The organism is Rathayibacter tanaceti (assembly GCF_001634385.1).
Taxonomy (GTDB): Bacteria; Actinomycetota; Actinomycetes; order Actinomycetales; family Microbacteriaceae; genus Rathayibacter; species Rathayibacter tanaceti.
In genome coordinates, this window is sequence record NZ_LIIN01000056.1 from 1 (window position 1) to 19,313 (window position 19,313).

The following is a 19,313-nucleotide window of genomic DNA, read 5'->3' on the forward strand; positions in this document are numbered from 1 at the left end:
CGAGCACCTCGCGGCGGGCAACGCCGGTGTCGCCCGTCTGCCCGGCAAGCACGGCCAGGACCAGCGCCTCTCGACCCTGGTCGTGCTCGTCGACGATTCGCCGGGCGAGCTCGCGCGCCTGCTCGTCGAGATCGGCGAGGCGGGGGTCAACCTCGAGGACGTGCGCCTCGAGCACGCCGAGGGCCGACGAGTGGGGCTCGCCGAGATCTCGGTGGTGCCCGAGGCGGTCGCGCCGCTGACAGACGAATTGACCGCACGCGGCTGGAGGATCGCCGGATGAGCACCGAGCAGAACAGGCAGGAGGGCGGACTGAACCGGATGACGCCCGCCCGCCGAGCACAGCAGAGCATCCCCGAAGAGGGCGGCCCCGCCCCCGAGCGCGCCGACCGGCCGGAATCGGACGAATCGGCGGACTTCGGAGCGGCCACCGTGGTGGCCATCGACGGCCCCGCGGGCAGCGGCAAGTCGAGCGTCTCGCGCGAGGCCGCGCGCCGACTCGGCTTCGAGTTCCTCGACACCGGGGCCGCCTACCGGGCGCTCGCCTGGCACGGCCTCGACCGCGGGCTCGACTTCGGCGACGAGGACGAGATCGTCGACGCGCTCGACGGCTTCGACTACTCCATCGGCACCGACCCCGAGTCGTACTCGGTCTGGGTGGGGCCGACCGAGGTGACGGCCGCGATCCGCGAGCCCCGGGTCACCGAGCGGGTCTCGGCCGTGGCGAAGGTGCCCGAGGTGCGGCGGCGAATCACGCTGCTGTTCCGCCGGATCATCGGTGAGACCCGGCGCGAGGGCATCATCGTGGAGGGGCGCGACATCACGACCGTCGTCGCGCCGACCGCTCCGGTGCGGATCCTGCTGACGGCGAGCGAAGAGGCTAGGATGGCGAGGCGTTCGCGCGAGGTCACCACGGAATCCGCTGAGGCGACGGGTCAGGCGCTGCGGTCGAGGGATCGCGCCGACTCGCAGGTGGTCGACTTCATGAACGCCGCAGAAGGAGTCACTCTTCTCGACTCCACTCATCTCGACTTCGAGCAGACCGTCGACGCGGTCGTCGCCGAGGTCCGAACCTCGAGAGCAAGGGCCGGTCATGGCACAGGACACGCACGTCGGTGACGACGAGCTGAACTTCGGAGACGACGACCTCGTCGAGCGCCTCGGCGACCTCGACGAGCAGCTCGCCTCCTCACGCGCGCAGGCGCTGCGCAGTGGTCTTGAGGACTACGACCTCGACGAGGAGGACCTCGACCTCCTCGAGTTCGCCGGAGAGGACTCGGACGAGGTCCGCTACCTCCCGGCCCTCCCGGTCGTGGCGATCGTCGGCCGCCCCAACGTAGGCAAGTCGGCGCTGGTCAACCGCATCCTCGGGCGCCGCGAGGCCGTCGTCGAGGACACCCCGGGAGTGACCCGCGACCGCGTCTCGTACAGGGCGGAGTGGATCGACCGCTCCTTCACCATCGTCGACACCGGCGGCTGGGAGCCCGACGCCCGCGGCATCGACGCCTCCGTCGCCATGCAGGCCGAGATCGCGATCGACCTGGCCGACGCGGTGATCTTCGTCGTCGACGCGAACGTCGGCGCGACCGCGACCGACGAGCACGTCGTGAAGCTGCTCCGCAAGACGAAGAAGCCGGTGTTCCTCGCCGCCAACAAGGTGGACGACGCCAGGCAGGAGCCGAACGCCGCCTCGCTCTGGTCCCTCGGCCTCGGCGAGCCCCGCCCCGTCTCCGCCGTGCACGGCCGCGGCGTGGCAGACCTGCTCGACGCGGTCCTCGAGAAGCTGCCGCTCGAGTCCGCCGTCGCCAAGCGCGAGGTCGGCGGACCGCGGCGGGTCGCGATCCTCGGCCGACCGAACGTCGGCAAGTCCAGCCTGCTCAACAAGGCCGCAGGGGAGGAGCGGGTCGTCGTCAACGAGCTCGCCGGAACCACGCGCGACCCGGTCGACGAGCAGGTCGAGATCGCCGGGAAGGTGTGGCGCTTCGTCGACACCGCCGGCATCCGCCGCCGCGTGCACCTGCAGCAGGGAGCCGACTTCTACGCGTCGCTGCGCACCTCGACCGCGCTCGAGAAGGCGGAGGTCGCGGTCGTGGTCCTCGACGTCTCGCAGCCGATCTCGGAGCAGGACGTCCGCATCATCGACCTGGTGCTGGAGTCGGGCCGCGCGCTGGTCCTCGCCTTCAACAAGTGGGACCTGCTCGATGACGAGCGCCGCCGCTACCTCGAGCGCGAAATCGAGACCGACCTCGCGCACGTCGCCTGGGCGCCGCGCGTCAACATCTCGGCCCGCACGGGCCGCCATCTCGAGAAGCTCGTGCCGGCGCTCGAGCTCGCCCTCGAGTCGTGGGACACCCGCATCCCGACCGGCAAGTTCAACGCCTTCCTGGCCGAGCTCACCGCGGCGCACCCGCACCCGCTGCGTGGAGGCAAGCAGCCGCGTGTGCTCTTCGGCACCCAGGCGTCGTCGCGCCCCCCGACATTCGTGCTGTTCACGACCGGCTTCCTCGACCCGGGCTACCGCCGCTACATCGCTCGACGCTGCGTGAGGTCTACGGGTTCCAGGGGTCGCCGGTGAACGTCACCATGCGCGTGCGGGAGAAGCGGGCGCGCTGAGCTGGTCGGCGCGTGCGCCCGGGCCGCGGATCCTGCGGACCGGACGCTGTTCGGCGTGGCCCGGTAGGTCCGGGAGCGGACGGGCGCCCGCGCGCGATCCCCGGTGCGAGGAACGACGCGGCCGAGGAGTGGCGAGCCGGCGGCCGCAGCGGCGACATTGACGCGAACGCGCTTCGCCAGGAGCGGCGAGGCTTCGTGCGTCGAAGGTCGAGCGCGACCGGACGCTGCTCGTGACGGCTCGGACGGGTTTCTGCGCGTCCACGCAACGGAATTCTGCGGACGCCTCCCGGTCGGCCTGTCGCGACGCGTCACCGCGTCGACCGGAGTGGGCGCTGGTCAGTCGGCGTTGGCGAAGGGCCACCAGAGCGGCAGGAGCCGGCGGTAGGCGGCGAGGTAGCTGTCGGGTTCGCGGGGCTCCGGGAGTCGCAGCCACTGCTCCATGAGGCCGACGGAGCCCGCCGCGAGGAACGAGGCGGTGCCGTCCTCAAGGAAGCCCGCCGGCGCGTCGGTGGCGGGAACATCGAGCACTCCCGTTGCTAGGGTCGCGGCCACGGCCGTGCGGAAGTGAACGGCGAGCATGGCGCGCAGCCCGGAGTCGCCGCTCACCGCGTCGAAGGCCCGCAGATAGAGCTCGCGGTGCCGCTCGAGATGCCCGAGCACACGGGCGGTGCCCTCGCGGATGCTGGAGTCGGTCGCCGCTCCGCTGCGCAGCAGGGTGAGGTACTCGTCGCGGATCGTGTCGAGCTCGTCCCGCAGTGCCGCGCACAGCAACTCGGCGGCGGAGGACGCGTGAGCGTAGAAGGTCGAGCGGTTCACGCCCGCCAGACCGGTGATCTCGGAGACGGTGAGGGTGGAGACGTCGCGCGTGGTCGCGAGTTCGATGATGGCTCGGTGCAGGGCCACCTGCGATCGCTTCTGCCGCGCGTCCACTGCTGCTGCCTCCTGAGCCGCTCCCGGCGCCCCGACCCGTGTCGATGCGTACCGCGGGCGATTCTACGGGGCTCGCTCGTTTTCACTTCCGCCGCCAGGATCCGCTAAGGTAGTCGAGTTGCCCGGGCCTCGGCCTGGACTGCCACGGGCTGTGGCGCAGCTTGGTAGCGCACTTGACTGGGGGTCAAGGGGTCGCAGGTTCAAATCCTGTCAGCCCGACAGAAAAGCCTGATGAGGAGCGATTTTCATCAGGGTTTTGTTGTTTTCGGAGAGTCGTATTTTCTGGTCCCATTCTGGTCCCCGCACCCCACCAGCGAGAGCACGCTGTATTTGTGCGCGATCAAGGACATGCACTCGAACCGGATTGCGGGCTACTCGATCGACTCACGGATGAAGCGTCCCTCGCGGTCACCGCGGAGAACAATGCGATACTGCGCCGCATGGCCGGTACGATCGTTCATTCCGACCGCGGATCGCAGTTCCGCTCGAACACATTCGTCAAGGCCCCGCGTCGACACGAGCTGACCGGGTCAACGGGCCGCGTCAGGGCCCGCGCGGACAACGCCGCGATGGAGTCGTTCGTCGCTCTACCGCAGAGGAAAATCCTCGACCGCCAACCGTGGGCGACACGGCAAGACCTGCGCCTGGCGATCATCACCTGGACCGAGAGCGCCTACTACCGAAGACGCCGCCAACGCGGTCTCGGTCGCCTCCCCCGATCGAGTTCGAGACAACGAAAACCGCCGCACTCGCGGCAGAGAGAACGAGTCAACGAAGCCCTCAGCAGTCCCCACCGTGGATGAACTCTTGCTCGAATTCGGCCGGGCTGCGCAACTCGCGCGTCTCACCCTCGGGCGGTGATATCATCAGCCATGACGATCGAGAGCGACATCATCACATGGGGACTGGAGCGTCCTGGATGGCAACAGGACGTGCTAGTCGCTCTCGCCAATGGCGAGCCGTACGGTCCGGAGCAGGTCGAGGTCCTCGTTGACGAGATCTTGGCTGGCTCTAACAGTGCGCCGAGCCAAGAGTCCAAGCGTATTCAGATGAAGTCAGCCGTAGTCGAGCAAGTTGGCCTCGTGGCGGTCGCTGATCTTCGCGGAGTGAACGCCCTCGTGGACGGACAGCGTCTCAACGTCGCCACAGCAGGCATCACAGTTATCTATGGCAATAACGGCAGCGGCAAATCGGGGTACGCACGCCTCATCAAAGCAATGGTCAATGCCCGACACAGCTCCGACATCCTTCCCAACGTGTTCAAGGACTCGTTAGAGGAGCCCTCCTGCGTTCTGCACTACCGTGTCGGAGGCAACAACCAGACGCTCGCATTTCCTTCAGTTCCACCACCGGAACTGCTGAAGATGAGCTTCTACGACGAGCACTGCGGAGACGAGTACCTGACTAAAGAATCGACAATCTCATACCGCCCGTCGGCTCTGACCCTCCTCGACGGTCTAATCCGAGTTTGCGATGAGGTTCGACGCGAGTTCGCCCTGCGGATTAAGGCAAACGAAACCAAGGCCCTCGCCCTAGATCTGCCTCCCGCAACGACAGCGGGAGCTTTTTTAGCGACTCTTTCCGCAACGACCACTCAGACGCAGGTCGAGGCCGCTACCGCCCTGGATGAGGGGACTAACGAGCGGTTGGCCGAAGTACTCCAAGAGGAGGCGAGGCTAGCGGCGACCGACCCACAGAAGGAAAAATCGCGACTCACGACGCTCGCGAACCAGGTGACGACGTTGGGTAATGATCTGGCTCGTCTGCTCGATATTCTGGGAGCGGAGACGACATCAGGGCGGGCGGAGCTCCGGTCCGCAGCGGACACAGCACGAGCGGCAGCATCGGTTGCGGCAGCGTCCTCCTTCGATGACGAGCCGCTGACGGGCGTGGGTTCTGAGACTTGGCGCTTGCTGTGGAGCGCAGCACGAAACTACTCCGTCGCCGAGGCGTATCACGATCATCAGTTCCCGGTCACGGGCAAGGATGCCGTCTGCGTCCTCTGCCAGCAGCCGCTCGACGACGATGCCAAGACCCGCCTCCACCGGTTCGACCAGTACATGACCGACACCACTGAACGTGATGCGGTCACCGCCGAGCAGAACTTCGCCGCGACCCTCGGCGAACTGCGAGCACTGGAGTTCGCGACCCCAGCGCGGACCGCCGCGCTCACAGCCTTGGACGCGCACGATGCGCAGCTCGGGGCCGCATCGGCTGCACTGGTCAACAAACTTGAGGAACAGCGCAATGCTGTCGTGGAGCACCTGACCAGCGAGGACGCCTCCTTAGCAGCACTATCGAAAGTCGAGATCCCCGGCATGCTCATCGCTCTCGCTACGCGGCTCGGAGATCGAGCCGCGGCAACGGATGTGGCCCAGTTTCAAGCCGCGGTGACGGACCTGAGCAACGAGAAGGCAGAGTTGCAGGGGCGCGTTCGCCTGTCAGAGTCGGTGGACAAGGTCACAGTTGAGGTCCAGCGTCTACGCCAGTTGAAGGCTCTGAAGGCCGCGCGAAGCGGCGCAGATACGAACAACATCACGCAGAAGGCCTCTGCTCTCACTCGTGAGTACGCCACTGATCGCATCCTTGACCGTTTCACTCGCGAGACCGAACGTCTGCGGCTTCAGAAAGTGACATTGCAGGATCTCGGGGGCCGCAAAGGTCAGCTCAACCAGAAGCCAGGCCTGCTCGGTGCCGCTAAGAGCGTGGCTGCGCGGAGCGTACTGAGCGAGGGTGAGCAGACTGCCCTTGGTCTTGCTGGGTTCTTCACAGAAGCAATCTTTGATCAGTCGAAGTCAGCGCTCGTGTTCGACGACCCGGTCACATCGCTAGACCATGTTCGACGCGACAAAGTCGCCGAGCGGTTAGCCCAACTTGCCCAGGACCGGCAGGTGGTGGTCTTCACGCACGATGTCGCCTTCACAGGCGACCTTGCTGCCGCGGCAGAACGTGAAGGCGTTGCTCTCGCGGAACGTGCAATTGAACGCCGCGGCATGGAGCCTGGCATCTGCATCGAGAGCTTCCCGTGGAAAGCAAAGGACTTCGGTTCGCGCGTCAACCACCTCACGAGCGAACTCGCGAAACTCAAGAAGGAGCGCTCCAGCCTCGTTCAGGACGAATGGGAGGAGCGAGTTGCCAGATGGGCCGGGTACCTGTCTGAGACCTGGGAGCGCAGCGTCACCACCGAGATCATGAACCAACTGTTCGACCGTGGCAGTTCACAGGTGCGAATGATGAAGTTCCGGCTGCTCGCAGACATCACAGACGTCGATAACCAGGACGTTCAGGACGGCTACGGCTCGACATCGCTATGGGGACGGCGTCACGACAAAGCTGCTGAGACCAACTACGTCGCACCCGAACTCGCAGACCTCGAACGAGAATTGACACGCCTGACCGAGTGGCAGAAGCGCATTAGGAAGTACCTCCAGAAGTGACCCGGGAAGATTCTCGGTAGGTCCCGAGCACTGAACTGAGCGAGGAGTTGTGGCATGTCATCGACCGAGTACCCGTTCCCGGTTGCGGTTTCCCAACTGGGCGACCGAGGTTCACGCGAGTCTCAGACGCGCGCGCCGTCGAATGGCTTCTGGAGCAACATCGCGGTTCCATCGTTGTCGTAACGCCTCAAAAGCGGTTCGACGGCGAGGTTCTCAGACGTTTGGTCGCCCGTCCAGGCACGACACAGCTCGCCTGGCGTGCGTTCTTCGCCGGGGCGATTGCTAAGCATCGCGTGATCTATGCCCGGCCGGACCGGCAGCGTCTCAACGACCTCTTAGGCGTCAAAGCTGATGCACTTTTCGTAGTCGAATGGGCTGGTCCGTCGACGTTGATCGCGTAGGCGGGCCCGTCCGAGGTCACCGGGCCGTCGAAGTAAGGGAGGACTTCGGGAGCGCGGAGGGTCATGGTCTGGACGAAAGCCTCTACTGCCGACCGCAGCCCGCGGCGGGAGACTTCGGCCCGCGGCTGCGCCGCCTTCGCGGTGCCTGCCCGTCAGGTGCACCGGCAGCCTCGGCGGAGGAAGACGGCCAGAACCCGGTCTCGCGACCGTTAGGTTCTCCGTCGAACGGCGCGGCCCGAGGTCAGCGCGAGGTGGACCCGCGGCAGCTGCCTCCGCCGCCCCGCCGCACCGAGCGTCGCCGCAGAGCCGCTGAGTTCTCGGCACCGCCGCAACGAGAGCAGCCCTCGCCGAGAGGTGAGCTGGCGACCGGCAGCACAGGTGCTCAGCCGCCGGATCGCACGTGGGCGCCGTCGACGCGGAGCGATCTCAGAGACGGGACAGCACGCAGGCGGTGAGGATCAGACCGTTCGCTGCGGTCCAGGTTCCGGAGAAGTGCTGACAGTCATCAGGAGCCTCTGCGAGGACGCGCGCGGAGAACCGGCGGCGGTGTGGATCGGGCGTCACGGAGACGTCGTCGAAGTCGAGCCAGCGTTGCGTCAGGGGATACCACGCCTTGTAGACCGACTCCTTGGCGCTGAACAGCAGCCGGTCCCCGTTGACGGGCCAGACCGATTCGGCTGCCCGGAAGGGGCCGATCTCGTCGGGTCGGGCGATCACGGGCAGCACGTCGGCGGGCAGCGGCTCATCCGGCTCCGCATCGATACCGATGGTCGCGAGGCGCGAACGGTCGGCGACCACCGCCCCGCGGTAGCCCCTGCAGTGGGTCATGCTGCCCACGACGCCGTCGGGCCACACCGGAGCGCCGCCAGGACCGGGCAGCAGCGCCGCCGGCGGGCGGTCCAGTTCGATCAGGGCGCGCCGCGCACACCGCCTGACGGCGGCGAACTCGTCGCGGCGCTTCGGTGCGGCATTCGCGACGACCGCCTCTTCTTCGGGGAGGAGCGTGCCTCCGTGTGCCTCACCGAACTCCTCGGCCGCGTGCACGCCGACGGGCAGGATCGCCTCGATCATCGTCCGCACGGAGTCGGCTCAGGGCGTCGTCGTAGGCGTCTGCTCGCGGAGGCTGCGGGGCCGCAGATCGGTCCAGTTCGTCTCGACGAAGGCCAGGCAGTGGGCGCGGTCCACACCGTCGGGACCCCCGAAGGCGACGCTCCAGCCATCCGGTACGGGCGCGAAGACCGGCCAGAGCGAGTGCTGCTCCTCGGCGTTGACCAGCACGAGGAAGCGGCCGGTCTCGTCGTCGAACGGGTTACGCGACATGGGTGTCTCCTGTCTCTTTTTGTTCTTCTCGGGGGGTTTCGTGGCGTGTGCCGGCGCGCCGTCGTCCGACGGGGACGACGAGAGGATGCCCCGAGACCGGGTCGGGGACCACGCGAGCCGTCAGGCCGAAGACGGTGTCGAGCAGGGACTCGGTGATCACCCGGTGGGGCGGTCCCTGCGCGGCGATGCGGCCGTCGTGCACGACGACGAGCTCGTCCGCGTAGCGGATGGCGAGGTTCAGGTCGTGGATGACCATGACGACCGTGCGGCCGAGGTCGACGCAGAGGTGGTCGACGAGATCGAGCACCTCGATCGAGTGCGCGATGTCGAGATACGTGGTCGGCTCGTCGAGGAGCAGGAGGCCGGTGTCCTGGGCCAGGCTCAGGGCGATCCAGGCGCGCTGCCGCTGTCCGCCCGAGAGCGTCTGGACGTCGCGATCGGCCAGGTCGGCGAGGCCGGTGAGCTCGAGCGCGGCGTCGACCTCGGCGGCGTCCTGGGTGCTCCACTGACGGAACAGCGTCTGGTGCGGGTGGCGGCCGCGGGCGACGAGCTCGCGCACCGTCATGCCCTCGGGCGCGGTCGGCGCCTGCGGGAGGAAAGCCATCGTCCTCGCGAGATCGCGCGTGCGCATCGTCGAGAGCGGGCGGCCGTCCACGGCGACCGAGCCCTCGTCGGGGGAGAGCAGCCGGCAGAGTGTGCGCAACAGCGTCGACTTGCCGCTGCCGTTCGGCCCGATGATCGCGGTGACCGTGCCCGCGCGGAACGTCAGATCGACGCCGCTCAGGATCTCGCGGCCGCCGTAGCCGACCCGCAGGCCGGATGCCGTCAAGGTGTGCGTATCCCGTTCGGTCATGCCCTGCTCCTCAGTCGTCGCAGCATCAGGGAGATCAGGATCGGGCCGCCGACGATCGCGGTGAGAAGTCCCACCGAGACGCGGCCCGAGAACAGGGTGCGCGCCACCAGATCGGCCGCGAGCACGAGGATCGCCCCGCACACGGCAGTGCACCCCAGCGGGACGCGGGACTCGCGCGTCAGGAAGCGCGCGATCTGCGGTGCCGACAGGGCGATGAAACCGAGGGGTCCGGCCGCGCCGACCGCGGCGGAGGCCGCGAGCACCGAGCCGGCCAGCAGCACCCCGCGGGTGCGGCCGACGGCGACACCCACGCCGTGGGCGATGTCGTCGCCGAGGTGCATGGCTGCCGTCGATCGCGAGGTCGCCACGGCGATGATCGCGGCCACGACGAGGACGACGGCCAGGGGAGCGATGCGCGGGGCGTCCGACGACAGGTCGCCCGTGAGCCACACCTGCACCTGCAGGACGTCGTAGGTACCGCCCACGACGAGGAGTCCGTGCAGCAGCCCGAGCAGGGCGGCGTTGACGCCGACGCCGACGAGAACGAGCCGCATCCCGCCGGCGGCTCCCCGAGAGGCCCAGAACACCGCGGCCGCCGCGATTGACCCGCCGATCAACGCCGCCAGCGGGAGTGAGACGGTGAGGGGCGCGTCGAACACGCGCCAGCCCAGGATGAAGACACCCGCGGCGCCGACGCTGGCACCGGTCGTGATGCCGAGCACGTCGGGGCTTGCGAGCGGATTGCGGGCGATCGACTGCAGGAAAGCGCCGGCGAGGGCCAGCGCGGCGCCCGCGAGCGTGCCGATCGCCGCGCGGGGGAGGCGTAGCCCGAGCACCTGGTAGCGGACGGCCTGCCCGCTCCCGCCGCTGAGGGCGTCGACGACGGTGGCGGGCGCCACCCACGTGCTCCCCGCGCTGATCGAGAGGCAGAACAGCACCAGGGCGACCACGAGCAGCACAGCGAACGCCACCAGCGGCCGGATCCGGATCCGCACCGACAGCGGCCCCAGCCGCACGACGCCCATGCCCGCGCTCATCGCGTGCCCGCCGTCCGACGGGCCAGCGCGATGAACAGCGGAGCGCCGACGAGGAGGAAGACGATGCCGGCGGGGACCTCGGCGGGGCGGGCGACGCTGCGCCCGACGACATCGGCGACGAGCAGCGCGACGGCGCCGATCAGGGCCGAAGCCGGGAGGAGCACGCGGTGGTCGGTGCCGACCAGGAGGCGCGCTGTGTGCGGCGCGATGAGCCCGAGGAACGCGAGCGGACCGCAGGCGGCCGTCGCGGCCCCCGCCAGCAGCCCCACGGCGAGCAGCCCTCCGATGCGGGAACGGCGCACATCGGTGCCGAGCGACATGGCCATCTCGGTGCCCAGGCTCAGGGTATTGAGCGAGGGTGCGCAGACCATCGCGATCACGAGGCCGACACCGATCGCCGCGAGCGGCACGGCGTAGGTCGAGAGGGGGCCGTCGGACAGCCCGCCGATCATCCAGCGCCGGAACGACTGTTGCACCGTCTGGTCGAGCAGGAGCAGCATCGCCGTGGCGCTGCCGAGCACCGACGAGACCGCGGCTCCGATCAGCGGCAACGCGATGAGCGAGTCGCCCCTCGTCTCGGCCAGCACGATGACGAGCGTCGTCACGATGAGCGCGCCCAGCAGCGCGAACACTGTGTACTCGGCGGGGCTGGTGAGGCCTCCCAGCGCGATCGCGAGCACCGTCGCCAGCGTCGCGCCGCGCGTGACGCCCATCAGGTCGGGGTCGGCGAGCGGGTTGCGGGTCTGCGCCTGCACGATCGCGCCCGCTGCGCCGAGCGCCAGGCCCGCGGCGATCGCGACGATCGCTCGGGGGGCTCGCTCGCGGACGACGATGTCGTTGTAGGTGGTGGAGGATCCCAGGAAGGCGTGCGCGACCTCGGGGAGCGTCACGGTGCGCGACCCGATCGCGATGGCGATCATCGCGACGCCGACGACGACCGCGACCAGCACGGCGACGATGCCCGTCGTCCGGCGCGGGCGGACGACGAGCGCATCGACGTCGACTCGCGCGCGGCGGAGCGCCGCCACCGACCGCACACCGAGGCCGGGCGCGCGAACGAGCCCGAGCGCCGCCATGCCGATGCTCTGGCCGCGCCGGCCACGCGAGACGTTCACGCCGATCAGCGCGGCGACGAGCAGGAGGCCGGCCACGGCGACCACGATCCGGTCGCTCTGCCACGGCCCGCGCTCATCCGGGATCGCGAGGATCAGGCGAGGGCCATGGCCGCCGGCACCGCGGGCAGCAGCACGTCGATGGTGCGTGCGGCCGCCCGCTGCGCCCTTCGCGGCGGATCGGGAACGCGATCCGGCTGACCCGGCGCCGCGGGCACCAGATCGGTCAGGGTCATCGCGCTCCTCGATTCCGTCACAGGGAAGGCCGCCTCTTACGTGCCGCTCGCGGGCAGAGCCGTGACGGCGGTGGTCAGCAGTGCGATCTGCTGGGCGTAGCTGGCGTAGTTGAACGTCGCGTCGGTGGTCCAGTCGACGACATGCCCCTGGCCGACCGCCTCGAGCGTAGCGACCGTCGGGTGGTCACGCTCCACCTGGGCCAGCGGTGTCGTCCAGGACCGGGTGTCGTAGAGCAGCAGGTCGGAGGCGTAGTCGCCGGCGTTCTCCCAGCTCACGGGGCTGAACGACCCCGAGGTGGCGTCACGCGCGACCGACGACTGGCGGACGTCGAGGCCCCAGCCCGCGTAGTCGATCAGCTCGGCGAACTCGTCGGGGATCGCGACATAGAACTGGGTCGAGGGAGCCACGGCATAGGCGGTGGTCCCCGGACGCGCCGCGAGAGCCGCCTTCAGCTGCTCGACTGCCTCGTCGTAGGCGGTCTTCTCGGTCGCGATCGTGCCCGAGTCGACGTCGGCGCCGAGCGTCGACGCGAGGGCACGCCAGTCGTCGAGCGAGGCCGACGCGCTCTTCTGGGCCGACACGGTGACCATCGGCGCGACCTGCTCGATCTGCTTCGACACCTCCGCGTCCTGAGCGCCGAGCCCGCCGAGGTAGTCGCCCGCGTACCATCCCGTGATCACGAGGTCGGGCTCGAGTGAGGCCAGCTTGTCGACATCGACGTCGCCGTACGACACACCGAGCGTCTCGATGCCCGAGAGATCGAGGCCCTTCAGCACTCCGCTCGTGTCGGGCGTGCTCGAGCCCCAGATTCCGACCGGGCGGATGCCGTACGGGATCAGCGCTGCGGCCGCCTGCTCGCTCATGACGATCGTGTCCGGAACCGCATCGAGGGCGACTGTCTCGCCGCGCGCGTCGGTGTACTGGAACCCGCCGGACGTCGAGGTGGAGTCGGCCTGACCGCTGTCGGCGCCGGATGCGCACGCCGTCTGCACGAGCAGGAGCGCCCCCAGCGCGAGAGCCGCGAGGGCTCGTGTCGTGGTCTTCCGTCTGGTCTTCATATCGTTACTGCCTTTGCTCTGGGTGTGTCGGATGGAGGGTCTGTCTCCGGCGCATCGGCCGGGCGTCGCGGGGACTGCTCAGCGCAGCGGTTCGTCGCCGGGCGCGCGGCGCTCCAGGCCTGCCATTGGCGCGCATAGGGTCCGCCTCGGACGAGCAGATCCTCGTGGGAGCCGAACTCGATGATGCGCCCCGCCTCCAAGACCGCGACGGCGTCGGCGGTCGCGGCCTGGGTGAGCCGGTGGGCGACGATGAGCGTCGTCCGTCCCGCGGTCGCCGCGAGGGCGGACCGCTCAAGGGCGACCGCGCCAGAGCTCCCCGCCTCCGCGGTCGCCTCGTCGAGGATGGCGACGTCGGCGTCTTTCAGCACGAGCCGAGCCAGGGCGATCTGCTGCTTCTGCGCGGCGTTCAGGCGGTGACCGTGGGCGCCGACCTCGGTGTGGACCCCCGCGGGGAGTGCGCGCACCCACCCGTCTGCGCCGACCGTCTCGAGCGCCCGCCAGATCGTCGGTTCATCGGCATCCTGGTCGGCGAGTCGAAGATCGTCGATCAGGGGTCCCGCCACGACGTGGACGTCTTGGCTGATGACGGCGACCCGGGAACGCCGGGCCTCGGTACCGATGTCCGACAGCGGCGTCCCGCCCAGCCGGACGGTTCCCGAGTCTGGCTCCAGCAGTCCCGCCGCGATCAAGGCGGCCGTGGTCTTACCGGCGCCGGAGGCGCCCACGAGGGCGAGTCGTCGACCGTCCGGCACGGTGAACGAGACGCCGCGGAGTACGTCGCCGCCCGGGCCGTAGGCGAAGGACACGTCGTCGACCGTCAGCGCGCGCCCCGCGGGGGACGTCCTCGCGCGGGTCCGCACCCGCGGCATCTCGACGACGCCGACGAGCCGGTTCATGGCCGCGCCGGCGGACTGCAGTTCGTCGAAGAGGAACAGCACCGTTCCGAGCGGAGTGAACAGGCGATGGAAGAGCAGGATCGCCGTTGTCACCGCGCCGATCGTGACATCGCCGTTCGTGTAGCGCACGAACCCGGTGACGAACAGCACGGCCATGCCGCAGAACTCCGCCAGATTCGCGCGTCCGACGAATCCCAGCAGCAGGCGGAACACCGAGACCGACAGTTCTCTCATGCGATCCGAGGCGGTGCGGATCTCGCCGACCCGCGCCGCCTCCATTCCGTACGCGTGCACCGTGTCGCGGCCGTACAGGCTCGACACGAGCGCCTCGGTGCGTTCACCGGCGGCGACGCGCTCCCGTGCGTAGACGTGGGCGCTGCGCGGCAGGTACCAGAGCAGAGCCGCCGCATAGAGGGGGAGTGTCAACAGCCCGGCGACGCCGAGAACGGGGTCGACGCCGAACAGCGAGCCCAGCGACACGGCCACGAGCAGGCCCGCGGAGAGAACGGCGGGGACCACCTCTCCGCTCGCGCGGGTGATGCGGGTGATGTCGTCGCCGACCCGCGACAGCACATCGCCGCGTCCGCTGCGCTCGGCCACCCGCGACGGAAGTTCCAGCACACCGTGGACGACGTCTTCGCGCAGGATCGCGACGACAGTCTCCCCGAGTCGGACGACGACGTAGGTGCTGACGCCCGAAAGGGCCCCGGCGGCGACGGCGGCGGCCACGAGCAGGACGGCCAGCACGGCGATGTCCGATGCCGGTCGACCGGAGACCGTGGCGTCGACGAGCCAGCCCATGGCGTAGACCGGGACCAGGGTGACCGCGGCAGCGAGCGCACCCGTTCCGACGGCGGCGGTCAGGAGGACCGGGTGTCGCCGCGTCGTTCGGCCAAGCCAGTGCAGCGAGTCGCGGTAGCGTGCCACCGGCAGCGCGACGTGGTCCGGCGGTGTCATCTCGCCACCGCCTCGGCATAGAACGGGTCGTCTTCGAGCAGGCGCCGGTGCGTTCCTTCAGCGGCGAGGCGGCCGTGCCGGAGGACGGCGACGCGGTCGGCTACGGCGAGCAGCACCGGCGAGCCGGTGATGACGACCGTCGTCGACTGCGCGCCGTCCGCCGAGCCGCGGAGTGCGCGGAGCCCAGCGGCGATGCGCTGCTCGGTCACCGAGTCGACCGCGGTCGTCGGCTCGTGCAGGACCAGCACGGGAGCGTCGGCGTAGAGGGCGCGCGCGAGGGCGAGACGTTGGCGCTGGCCTCCCGAGAGGTTGTGACCGCGATCGACGAGGAGGTGGTCGAGCCCGGCGTCGAACAGGCCGACGACCTGATCGGCGCCGGAGGCGCGGAGCGCGTGCGTCAGGCGGGCGGGATCGACGGTGTCGGTCGCGACGGTCAGGTTGCTGCGGATGCTGCCGCTGAACAAATGGGCCTCGTGGGGCTCGGCGATGAGGTGCCCGCGGAGCGCGTCGATCGGGTCGTTACGCAGATCGGCGCCGCACACCTCGACGCGGCCGCGGTAGGCCTCGGGGGAGACGCGCCCGCCGAGAAGGGATGCCAGGGCGTCGCCGTCGGCGGGGTCGTGCGCGAACACCGCGGTGATCTCGGCCGGTCGCGCCTCGAAGTCGAGCCCGACGAGCGGGCCGTGGTGCACGTCGCGCAGCCGCAGCCCGGGTTCACCGCTGGTCGCCGCCTGCGCCGTCGACGGGAGGAGGGGTTCGGCGGCGAGGGCAGTGGCCACCCGCTCGGCCGATCCCCGCGCCTTCGCGGCGGTGGCCGGCAGCCCGGACAGGGTGGTGAGGGGCTCGATGAGGAACTGCGCGAGTCCCACGACGGTGACCAGCTCGCCCGTCGTGATGCGCCCGGTCAGTGCGTACCAGCCGGCGGCCGAGGCGATCGTGGCCGCGGCCACACCGCTCAGGGCCGCCGTGACGCCCCGCTGCACCGCGATCGATCGGTTCGTCGACATCGCCGTTGACAGCGCCTCCCGGCTCGCGAGGCGATACCGGCGCGCAGCGGCGTCCTCGGCGCCGATACCCGTGATCGACCGCGCACCCGAGATCAGGTCGCCGGCGAGCGCGGTCGCTGCGGCCACGGAGGACTGCTGCAGCACCGCCCTCCGGGTGATGCGCGGCGCCGCCGCGTGCGCCAGGGCGAAGAAGACCGGCATTGCGACGAGGGCGGCGACGCCCAGCGTGACGTCGACGACGAGCAGCGCGATCGCGGTCGCGACGACCGCGGCGGCGGCGGCGACCATGCGCGGGAGCAGATCGAGGAACCACGCCGCCTGATCGGCGTCGCTGCCCGACACCGTGACCAGCTCGCCCGGCGTCAGCTCCGTGCGCATGCCGTGCGGCGACAGCGCCTTCTCGGCGACGTCGAGGCGGAGCAGGTGGGCCTCGTTCTGCAGCGCCACGTTGAGGCGCCGCATGCCGAGGCGGTACGAGGCGGTGAGGACGAGGAAGACCCCCGCCAGGGCAGCGACCGCGGCGACGATGCCCGGGACGTGCCCCGGGGCGACTCCCGTGTCGATGAGCACACCGATCACGACGGCCACCGAGGTCTCCGCCAGCTGGTGGACGCACAGCAGCACCGTGCCGATCAGGAGCGCCCTCCTGTTGCGAGCGATCGTTCGGCGTATGACGTCTTTCCCCGCGCGGATCGTCGGCGCGGTCACGGCTCCCTGCTCAGGTAGCCGCCACCGGTTGGGAAGTACTCGGACGCCGGGTGCTCGACGCCGTCGGGCGTGCGCACCCGGTCGATGACCAGCGCGCGCCGGCCGCCGCGGTGCGCGTCTCCGCCGGCGACGACGGCCATGCCGTCGCCCTCCCTGATGAAGATGCGGCCCGGGGTGCCGCCGTAGCGGAACGTCGAGACGTGTGCCTCGATCACCTCGACGCGTTCGCCGCGGCAGTAGGTGTGCGCGCTCGGGTAGGGGTCGGACATGGCGCGGACGAGCCGGTCGAGGTCTTCGGCGGGCCATGACCAGTCGATGAGACTGTCGAACTCGGTCCGCCGGTGGAAGAACGTCCGCCGCTCGAGGTCCTGAGGGCGCCAGACGACCGTGCCCGCCTCGATCTGCGCGAGGGCGTCGAGCAGGACGTCGGGGATGAGGTCGATCGTCGCGCGTACCAGCTCGGTGCCGGTGGATCGCGGACCGATCGGAACGGCGCGCTGTGCGGCGATGTCTCCCGTGTCGAGACCGCCGTCCATGCGGTGGGCCGTGATGCCGACCTGATCCGCTCCGCTGATCAGGGCCCAGGGCACCGGCGAGAAGCCGGTGAACTCGGGCAGGAGCGAGTCGTGCAGGTTGAGGGTGCCGTGCGGGGGCAGGTCGAACACTTCCGGCGGAAGCCAGGTGCGCCAGTTGTTGGCGACGATGATGTCGGGATGCCAGCCAGTCAGCCGGGCGACCAGGGCGTCGTCGGGGCGGCGGGCGATGTGGACGGGGATGCCGTGCTCGTGGGCCAGCTGCTCGACCGAGTCGTCCCAGATTTTCTCGTAGGCCTGCTCGCTGGTGGGGTGGGTGACGACGCCGACGACGCTGTGCCCGGATCCCAGGAGTGCCTGCAGCGTGCGGTGGCCCCAGCTCTGGTACCCGAACATCGCGACCCGCATGTGATCTCCCTCTCGCTCCCTCCGAGCCGGTCCGCCGTAGCGGGTTCCTCTCGGTGGATAGTTGGTTAGCCTTACCTAAGGTATGGAAGGCTAACCTAAATTAGCATAACGCCCACACGCCCTCGTGACGGGCGGCGACGAACAGGAGTGACGGATGACGGACGCCCGAGTGACGGCGCAGGAACCACTGGACGGCAGCACCCGCGACGAGGTGATCGACATCGTCGGCGTCGGGTTCGGCCCGTCGAACCTCGGCCTCGCGATCGCGCTGCGAGAACGCAATGCCACCCCGGGGAACACGCCGATCACCTCGGCCTTCGTCGAGTCGAAGCCCGCCTTCGCGTGGCACCCCGACATGCTGCTGCCGGGCGCGACGATGCAGGTCTCGTTCCTGAAAGACCTGGTCACGCAACGGAACACGGCCAGCGAGTACAGCTTCCTCACGTTCCTGCACGACAGTCACCGGCTGCACCACTTCATCAACCGGCAGACGTTCTTCCCGACCCGGATCGAGTTCCACCAGTACCTCGTGTGGGCGGCCGACCGCGTCGCCGCGGACGTGCGCTACGGCACTCGCGCAACGACGATCCTCGACCGCTCCGATCACTTCGAGGTGGTGCTCGAGGGTGCCCGCGGCGGTTCGCTGCGTGCCCGCAACGTCGTCTTGGCCGGCGGGCTGTCGGCGCGTCTCCCCGAGGGAGTGCAGGCCAGCGCCCGGCAGTTCCACAACCACTCCCTGCTGAGCAGGCTCGCCGGGCTGCCCGCGCCCACCCACGACGCGTTCGTGGTTCTCGGCGCGGGGCAGAGCGCCGCCGAGGTGGCGCACTACCTCCACGAGCAGTACCCCGCCGCCCGCGTGCACGCCGTCCTCGGCAAGTACGGCTACACGCCCGCCGACGACAGCCCGTACGCGAACCGCATCTTCGATGCCGACGCCGTCGACGCCTACCACGCCGGTAGTGCGCAGATGAAGGCACGTCTGCTCTCGTACCACCGCGGCACGAACTACTCGGCGGTCGACCTCGACCTCATCGAGCGCCTCTACGAGATCGAGTACGCCGAACGCGTCGCGGGCGCCCGACGCCTGTTCGTCCACGGCGCCAGTGCGCTCGCCGAGACCGAGGAGAACCCCGACGGAGTGTCGGTGCGCATCGAGAACGGCCTGACCGGCGCGGTCGAGCGGATCGACGCGGATGCCGTCGTCTACGCGACCGGCTTCACCTCGATGCCGCTCGGCGAGATCCTCGGCGACCTCTACGCGCCAGAGGCCCCGGAGCACGGCACGCGCGTGTCTCGCGACTACCGCCTGCACACGACGCGCCCGACTCCGGGGGGCGTGTACCTGCAAGGCGGCACCGAGGACACGCACGGCCTCACCTCGTCGCTGCTGTCGAACATCGCCGTGCGCTCGGCCGAGATCGCCGAGTCGATCGCCGCCGGACTGCGCGCCCGCGAGCTCGAACTCGTGCGGAGCGCGTGACCGGTGACCGCACACGGACAGCTGCCCCTCGCCCCGCCCCGCCCCACCGGCACGACCGCCCTCTCGCCGGCGCAACGCGCCGTCTGGGTCGCATCCGAGGTCGATCCCGACGCGGCGACGGACTTCCACCTCGGGTGGACCACCCACTTCACGTCGGCGCACGACCCCGCCCGGGTCGCCGACGCGGTCGCGCGGGTCCTCCGCGCCGAACCGCGGCTGTCGCAGACGGTCGTCGTCGACGGCGGCGAGCCGCAGTGGGCGACGTGCCCCGCGCCGGACGCGCCCGCGGTGATCGACCTCCCGCGGTGAGAGCCGCCCAGACGCCGCGG

At 69.8% G+C, this 19,313-nt stretch carries 15 protein-coding genes, 1 tRNA gene and 3 pseudogenes; 8 read left to right on the plus strand and 11 right to left on the minus strand.

Features of this window, described 5'->3' with window-relative positions:
* From ACH61_RS17370 to der, 3 genes and pseudogenes are all read left to right on the plus strand, one after another.
* Positions 1–280 (plus strand): annotated as a pseudogene (locus tag ACH61_RS17370) (prephenate dehydrogenase); the annotation flags it as partial.
* The gene (cmk, locus tag ACH61_RS08420; RefSeq protein ID WP_236713607.1) at positions 277–1,116 is read left to right on the plus strand and encodes a (d)CMP kinase; all 840 of its coding nucleotides are present in this window, start codon (positions 277–279) and stop codon (positions 1,114–1,116) included. The pseudogene ACH61_RS17370 and the gene cmk, both read left to right, overlap by 4 nt.
* A pseudogene (gene der / locus ACH61_RS08425) lies at positions 1,091–2,610 on the plus strand (ribosome biogenesis GTPase Der). Before cmk ends, der begins: the two are co-directional and overlap by 26 nt.
* A gap of 336 nt (positions 2,611–2,946) precedes the next feature.
* Here der and ACH61_RS08430 read toward each other — a convergent pair.
* Complete coding sequence (locus tag ACH61_RS08430) at positions 2,947–3,513, minus strand: TetR/AcrR family transcriptional regulator (RefSeq protein WP_132505236.1); 567 nt, start codon at positions 3,511–3,513, stop codon at positions 2,947–2,949.
* 172 nt (positions 3,514–3,685) lie between these two features.
* On the opposite strand from ACH61_RS08430, the gene ACH61_RS08435 reads away from it, so the two are divergent.
* The 3 genes and pseudogenes from ACH61_RS08435 (at position 3,686) to ACH61_RS08440 (ending at position 6,977) form a co-directional block, all read left to right on the plus strand.
* Positions 3,686–3,759: transfer RNA gene (locus ACH61_RS08435), tRNA-Pro, on the plus strand.
* Positions 3,760–3,843: 84 nt separating this feature from the next.
* A pseudogene (locus ACH61_RS18330) lies at positions 3,844–4,297 on the plus strand (transposase); the annotation flags it as partial.
* Between the two features lie 115 nt (positions 4,298–4,412).
* The gene (locus ACH61_RS08440) at positions 4,413–6,977 is read left to right on the plus strand and encodes an AAA family ATPase (RefSeq protein WP_068211014.1); all 2,565 of its coding nucleotides are present in this window, start codon (positions 4,413–4,415) and stop codon (positions 6,975–6,977) included.
* A gap of 827 nt (positions 6,978–7,804) precedes the next feature.
* Here ACH61_RS08440 and ACH61_RS08445 read toward each other — a convergent pair.
* From ACH61_RS08445 to ACH61_RS08485, 10 genes are read right to left on the minus strand one after another with little or no spacing between them, the layout of a single operon-like run.
* On the minus strand, positions 7,805–8,449 hold the full coding sequence (locus ACH61_RS08445) for a 4'-phosphopantetheinyl transferase family protein (RefSeq protein ID WP_068211016.1): 645 nt from the start codon (positions 8,447–8,449) through the stop codon (positions 7,805–7,807).
* Positions 8,450–8,467: 18 nt separating this feature from the next.
* Positions 8,468–8,698: an MbtH family protein gene (locus ACH61_RS08450; protein ID WP_068211019.1), complete on the minus strand. Its 231-nt coding sequence runs from the start codon at positions 8,696–8,698 to the stop codon at positions 8,468–8,470.
* On the minus strand, positions 8,688–9,551 hold the full coding sequence (locus ACH61_RS08455) for an ABC transporter ATP-binding protein (protein ID WP_068211022.1): 864 nt from the start codon (positions 9,549–9,551) through the stop codon (positions 8,688–8,690). The genes ACH61_RS08450 and ACH61_RS08455 overlap by 11 nt, the downstream gene beginning before the upstream one ends.
* A complete protein-coding gene (locus ACH61_RS08460) occupies positions 9,548–10,588 on the minus strand; it encodes a FecCD family ABC transporter permease (protein WP_068211024.1) in 1,041 nt (346 codons plus the stop codon). The genes ACH61_RS08455 and ACH61_RS08460 overlap by 4 nt, the downstream gene beginning before the upstream one ends.
* Positions 10,585–11,739 carry a FecCD family ABC transporter permease gene (locus ACH61_RS08465; protein WP_153038825.1) on the minus strand — a complete coding sequence of 385 codons (1,155 nt, stop codon included), beginning with the start codon at positions 11,737–11,739 and terminating at the stop codon, positions 10,585–10,587. The genes ACH61_RS08460 and ACH61_RS08465 overlap by 4 nt, the downstream gene beginning before the upstream one ends.
* A 56-nt stretch (positions 11,740–11,795) precedes the next feature.
* On the minus strand, positions 11,796–11,936 hold the full coding sequence (locus tag ACH61_RS17375; RefSeq protein WP_161489642.1) for a hypothetical protein: 141 nt from the start codon (positions 11,934–11,936) through the stop codon (positions 11,796–11,798).
* 36 nt (positions 11,937–11,972) lie between these two features.
* Positions 11,973–12,995, minus strand: a complete 1,023-nt coding sequence (locus ACH61_RS08470) for an ABC transporter substrate-binding protein (protein ID WP_068211027.1) — start codon at positions 12,993–12,995, stop codon at positions 11,973–11,975.
* Complete coding sequence (locus tag ACH61_RS08475) at positions 12,992–14,848, minus strand: ABC transporter ATP-binding protein (RefSeq protein WP_068211030.1); 1,857 nt, start codon at positions 14,846–14,848, stop codon at positions 12,992–12,994. Before ACH61_RS08475 ends, ACH61_RS08470 begins: the two co-directional genes overlap by 4 nt.
* Positions 14,845–16,563, minus strand: coding sequence for an ABC transporter ATP-binding protein (locus ACH61_RS08480; RefSeq protein WP_199220869.1), 1,719 nt, complete (start codon positions 16,561–16,563; stop codon positions 14,845–14,847). Before ACH61_RS08480 ends, ACH61_RS08475 begins: the two co-directional genes overlap by 4 nt.
* Complete coding sequence (locus tag ACH61_RS08485; RefSeq protein WP_068211033.1) at positions 16,560–17,504, minus strand: methionyl-tRNA formyltransferase; 945 nt, start codon at positions 17,502–17,504, stop codon at positions 16,560–16,562. The genes ACH61_RS08480 and ACH61_RS08485 overlap by 4 nt, the downstream gene beginning before the upstream one ends.
* Before the next feature lie 154 nt (positions 17,505–17,658).
* On the opposite strand from ACH61_RS08485, the gene ACH61_RS08490 reads away from it, so the two are divergent.
* Positions 17,659–18,984 carry a lysine N(6)-hydroxylase/L-ornithine N(5)-oxygenase family protein gene (locus ACH61_RS08490; protein ID WP_068211036.1) on the plus strand — a complete coding sequence of 442 codons (1,326 nt, stop codon included), beginning with the start codon at positions 17,659–17,661 and terminating at the stop codon, positions 18,982–18,984.
* A 3-nt stretch (positions 18,985–18,987) separates the two neighbouring features.
* Complete coding sequence (locus ACH61_RS08495; RefSeq protein WP_068211039.1) at positions 18,988–19,293, plus strand: hypothetical protein; 306 nt, start codon at positions 18,988–18,990, stop codon at positions 19,291–19,293.
* Positions 19,294–19,313 lie beyond the last annotated feature (20 nt).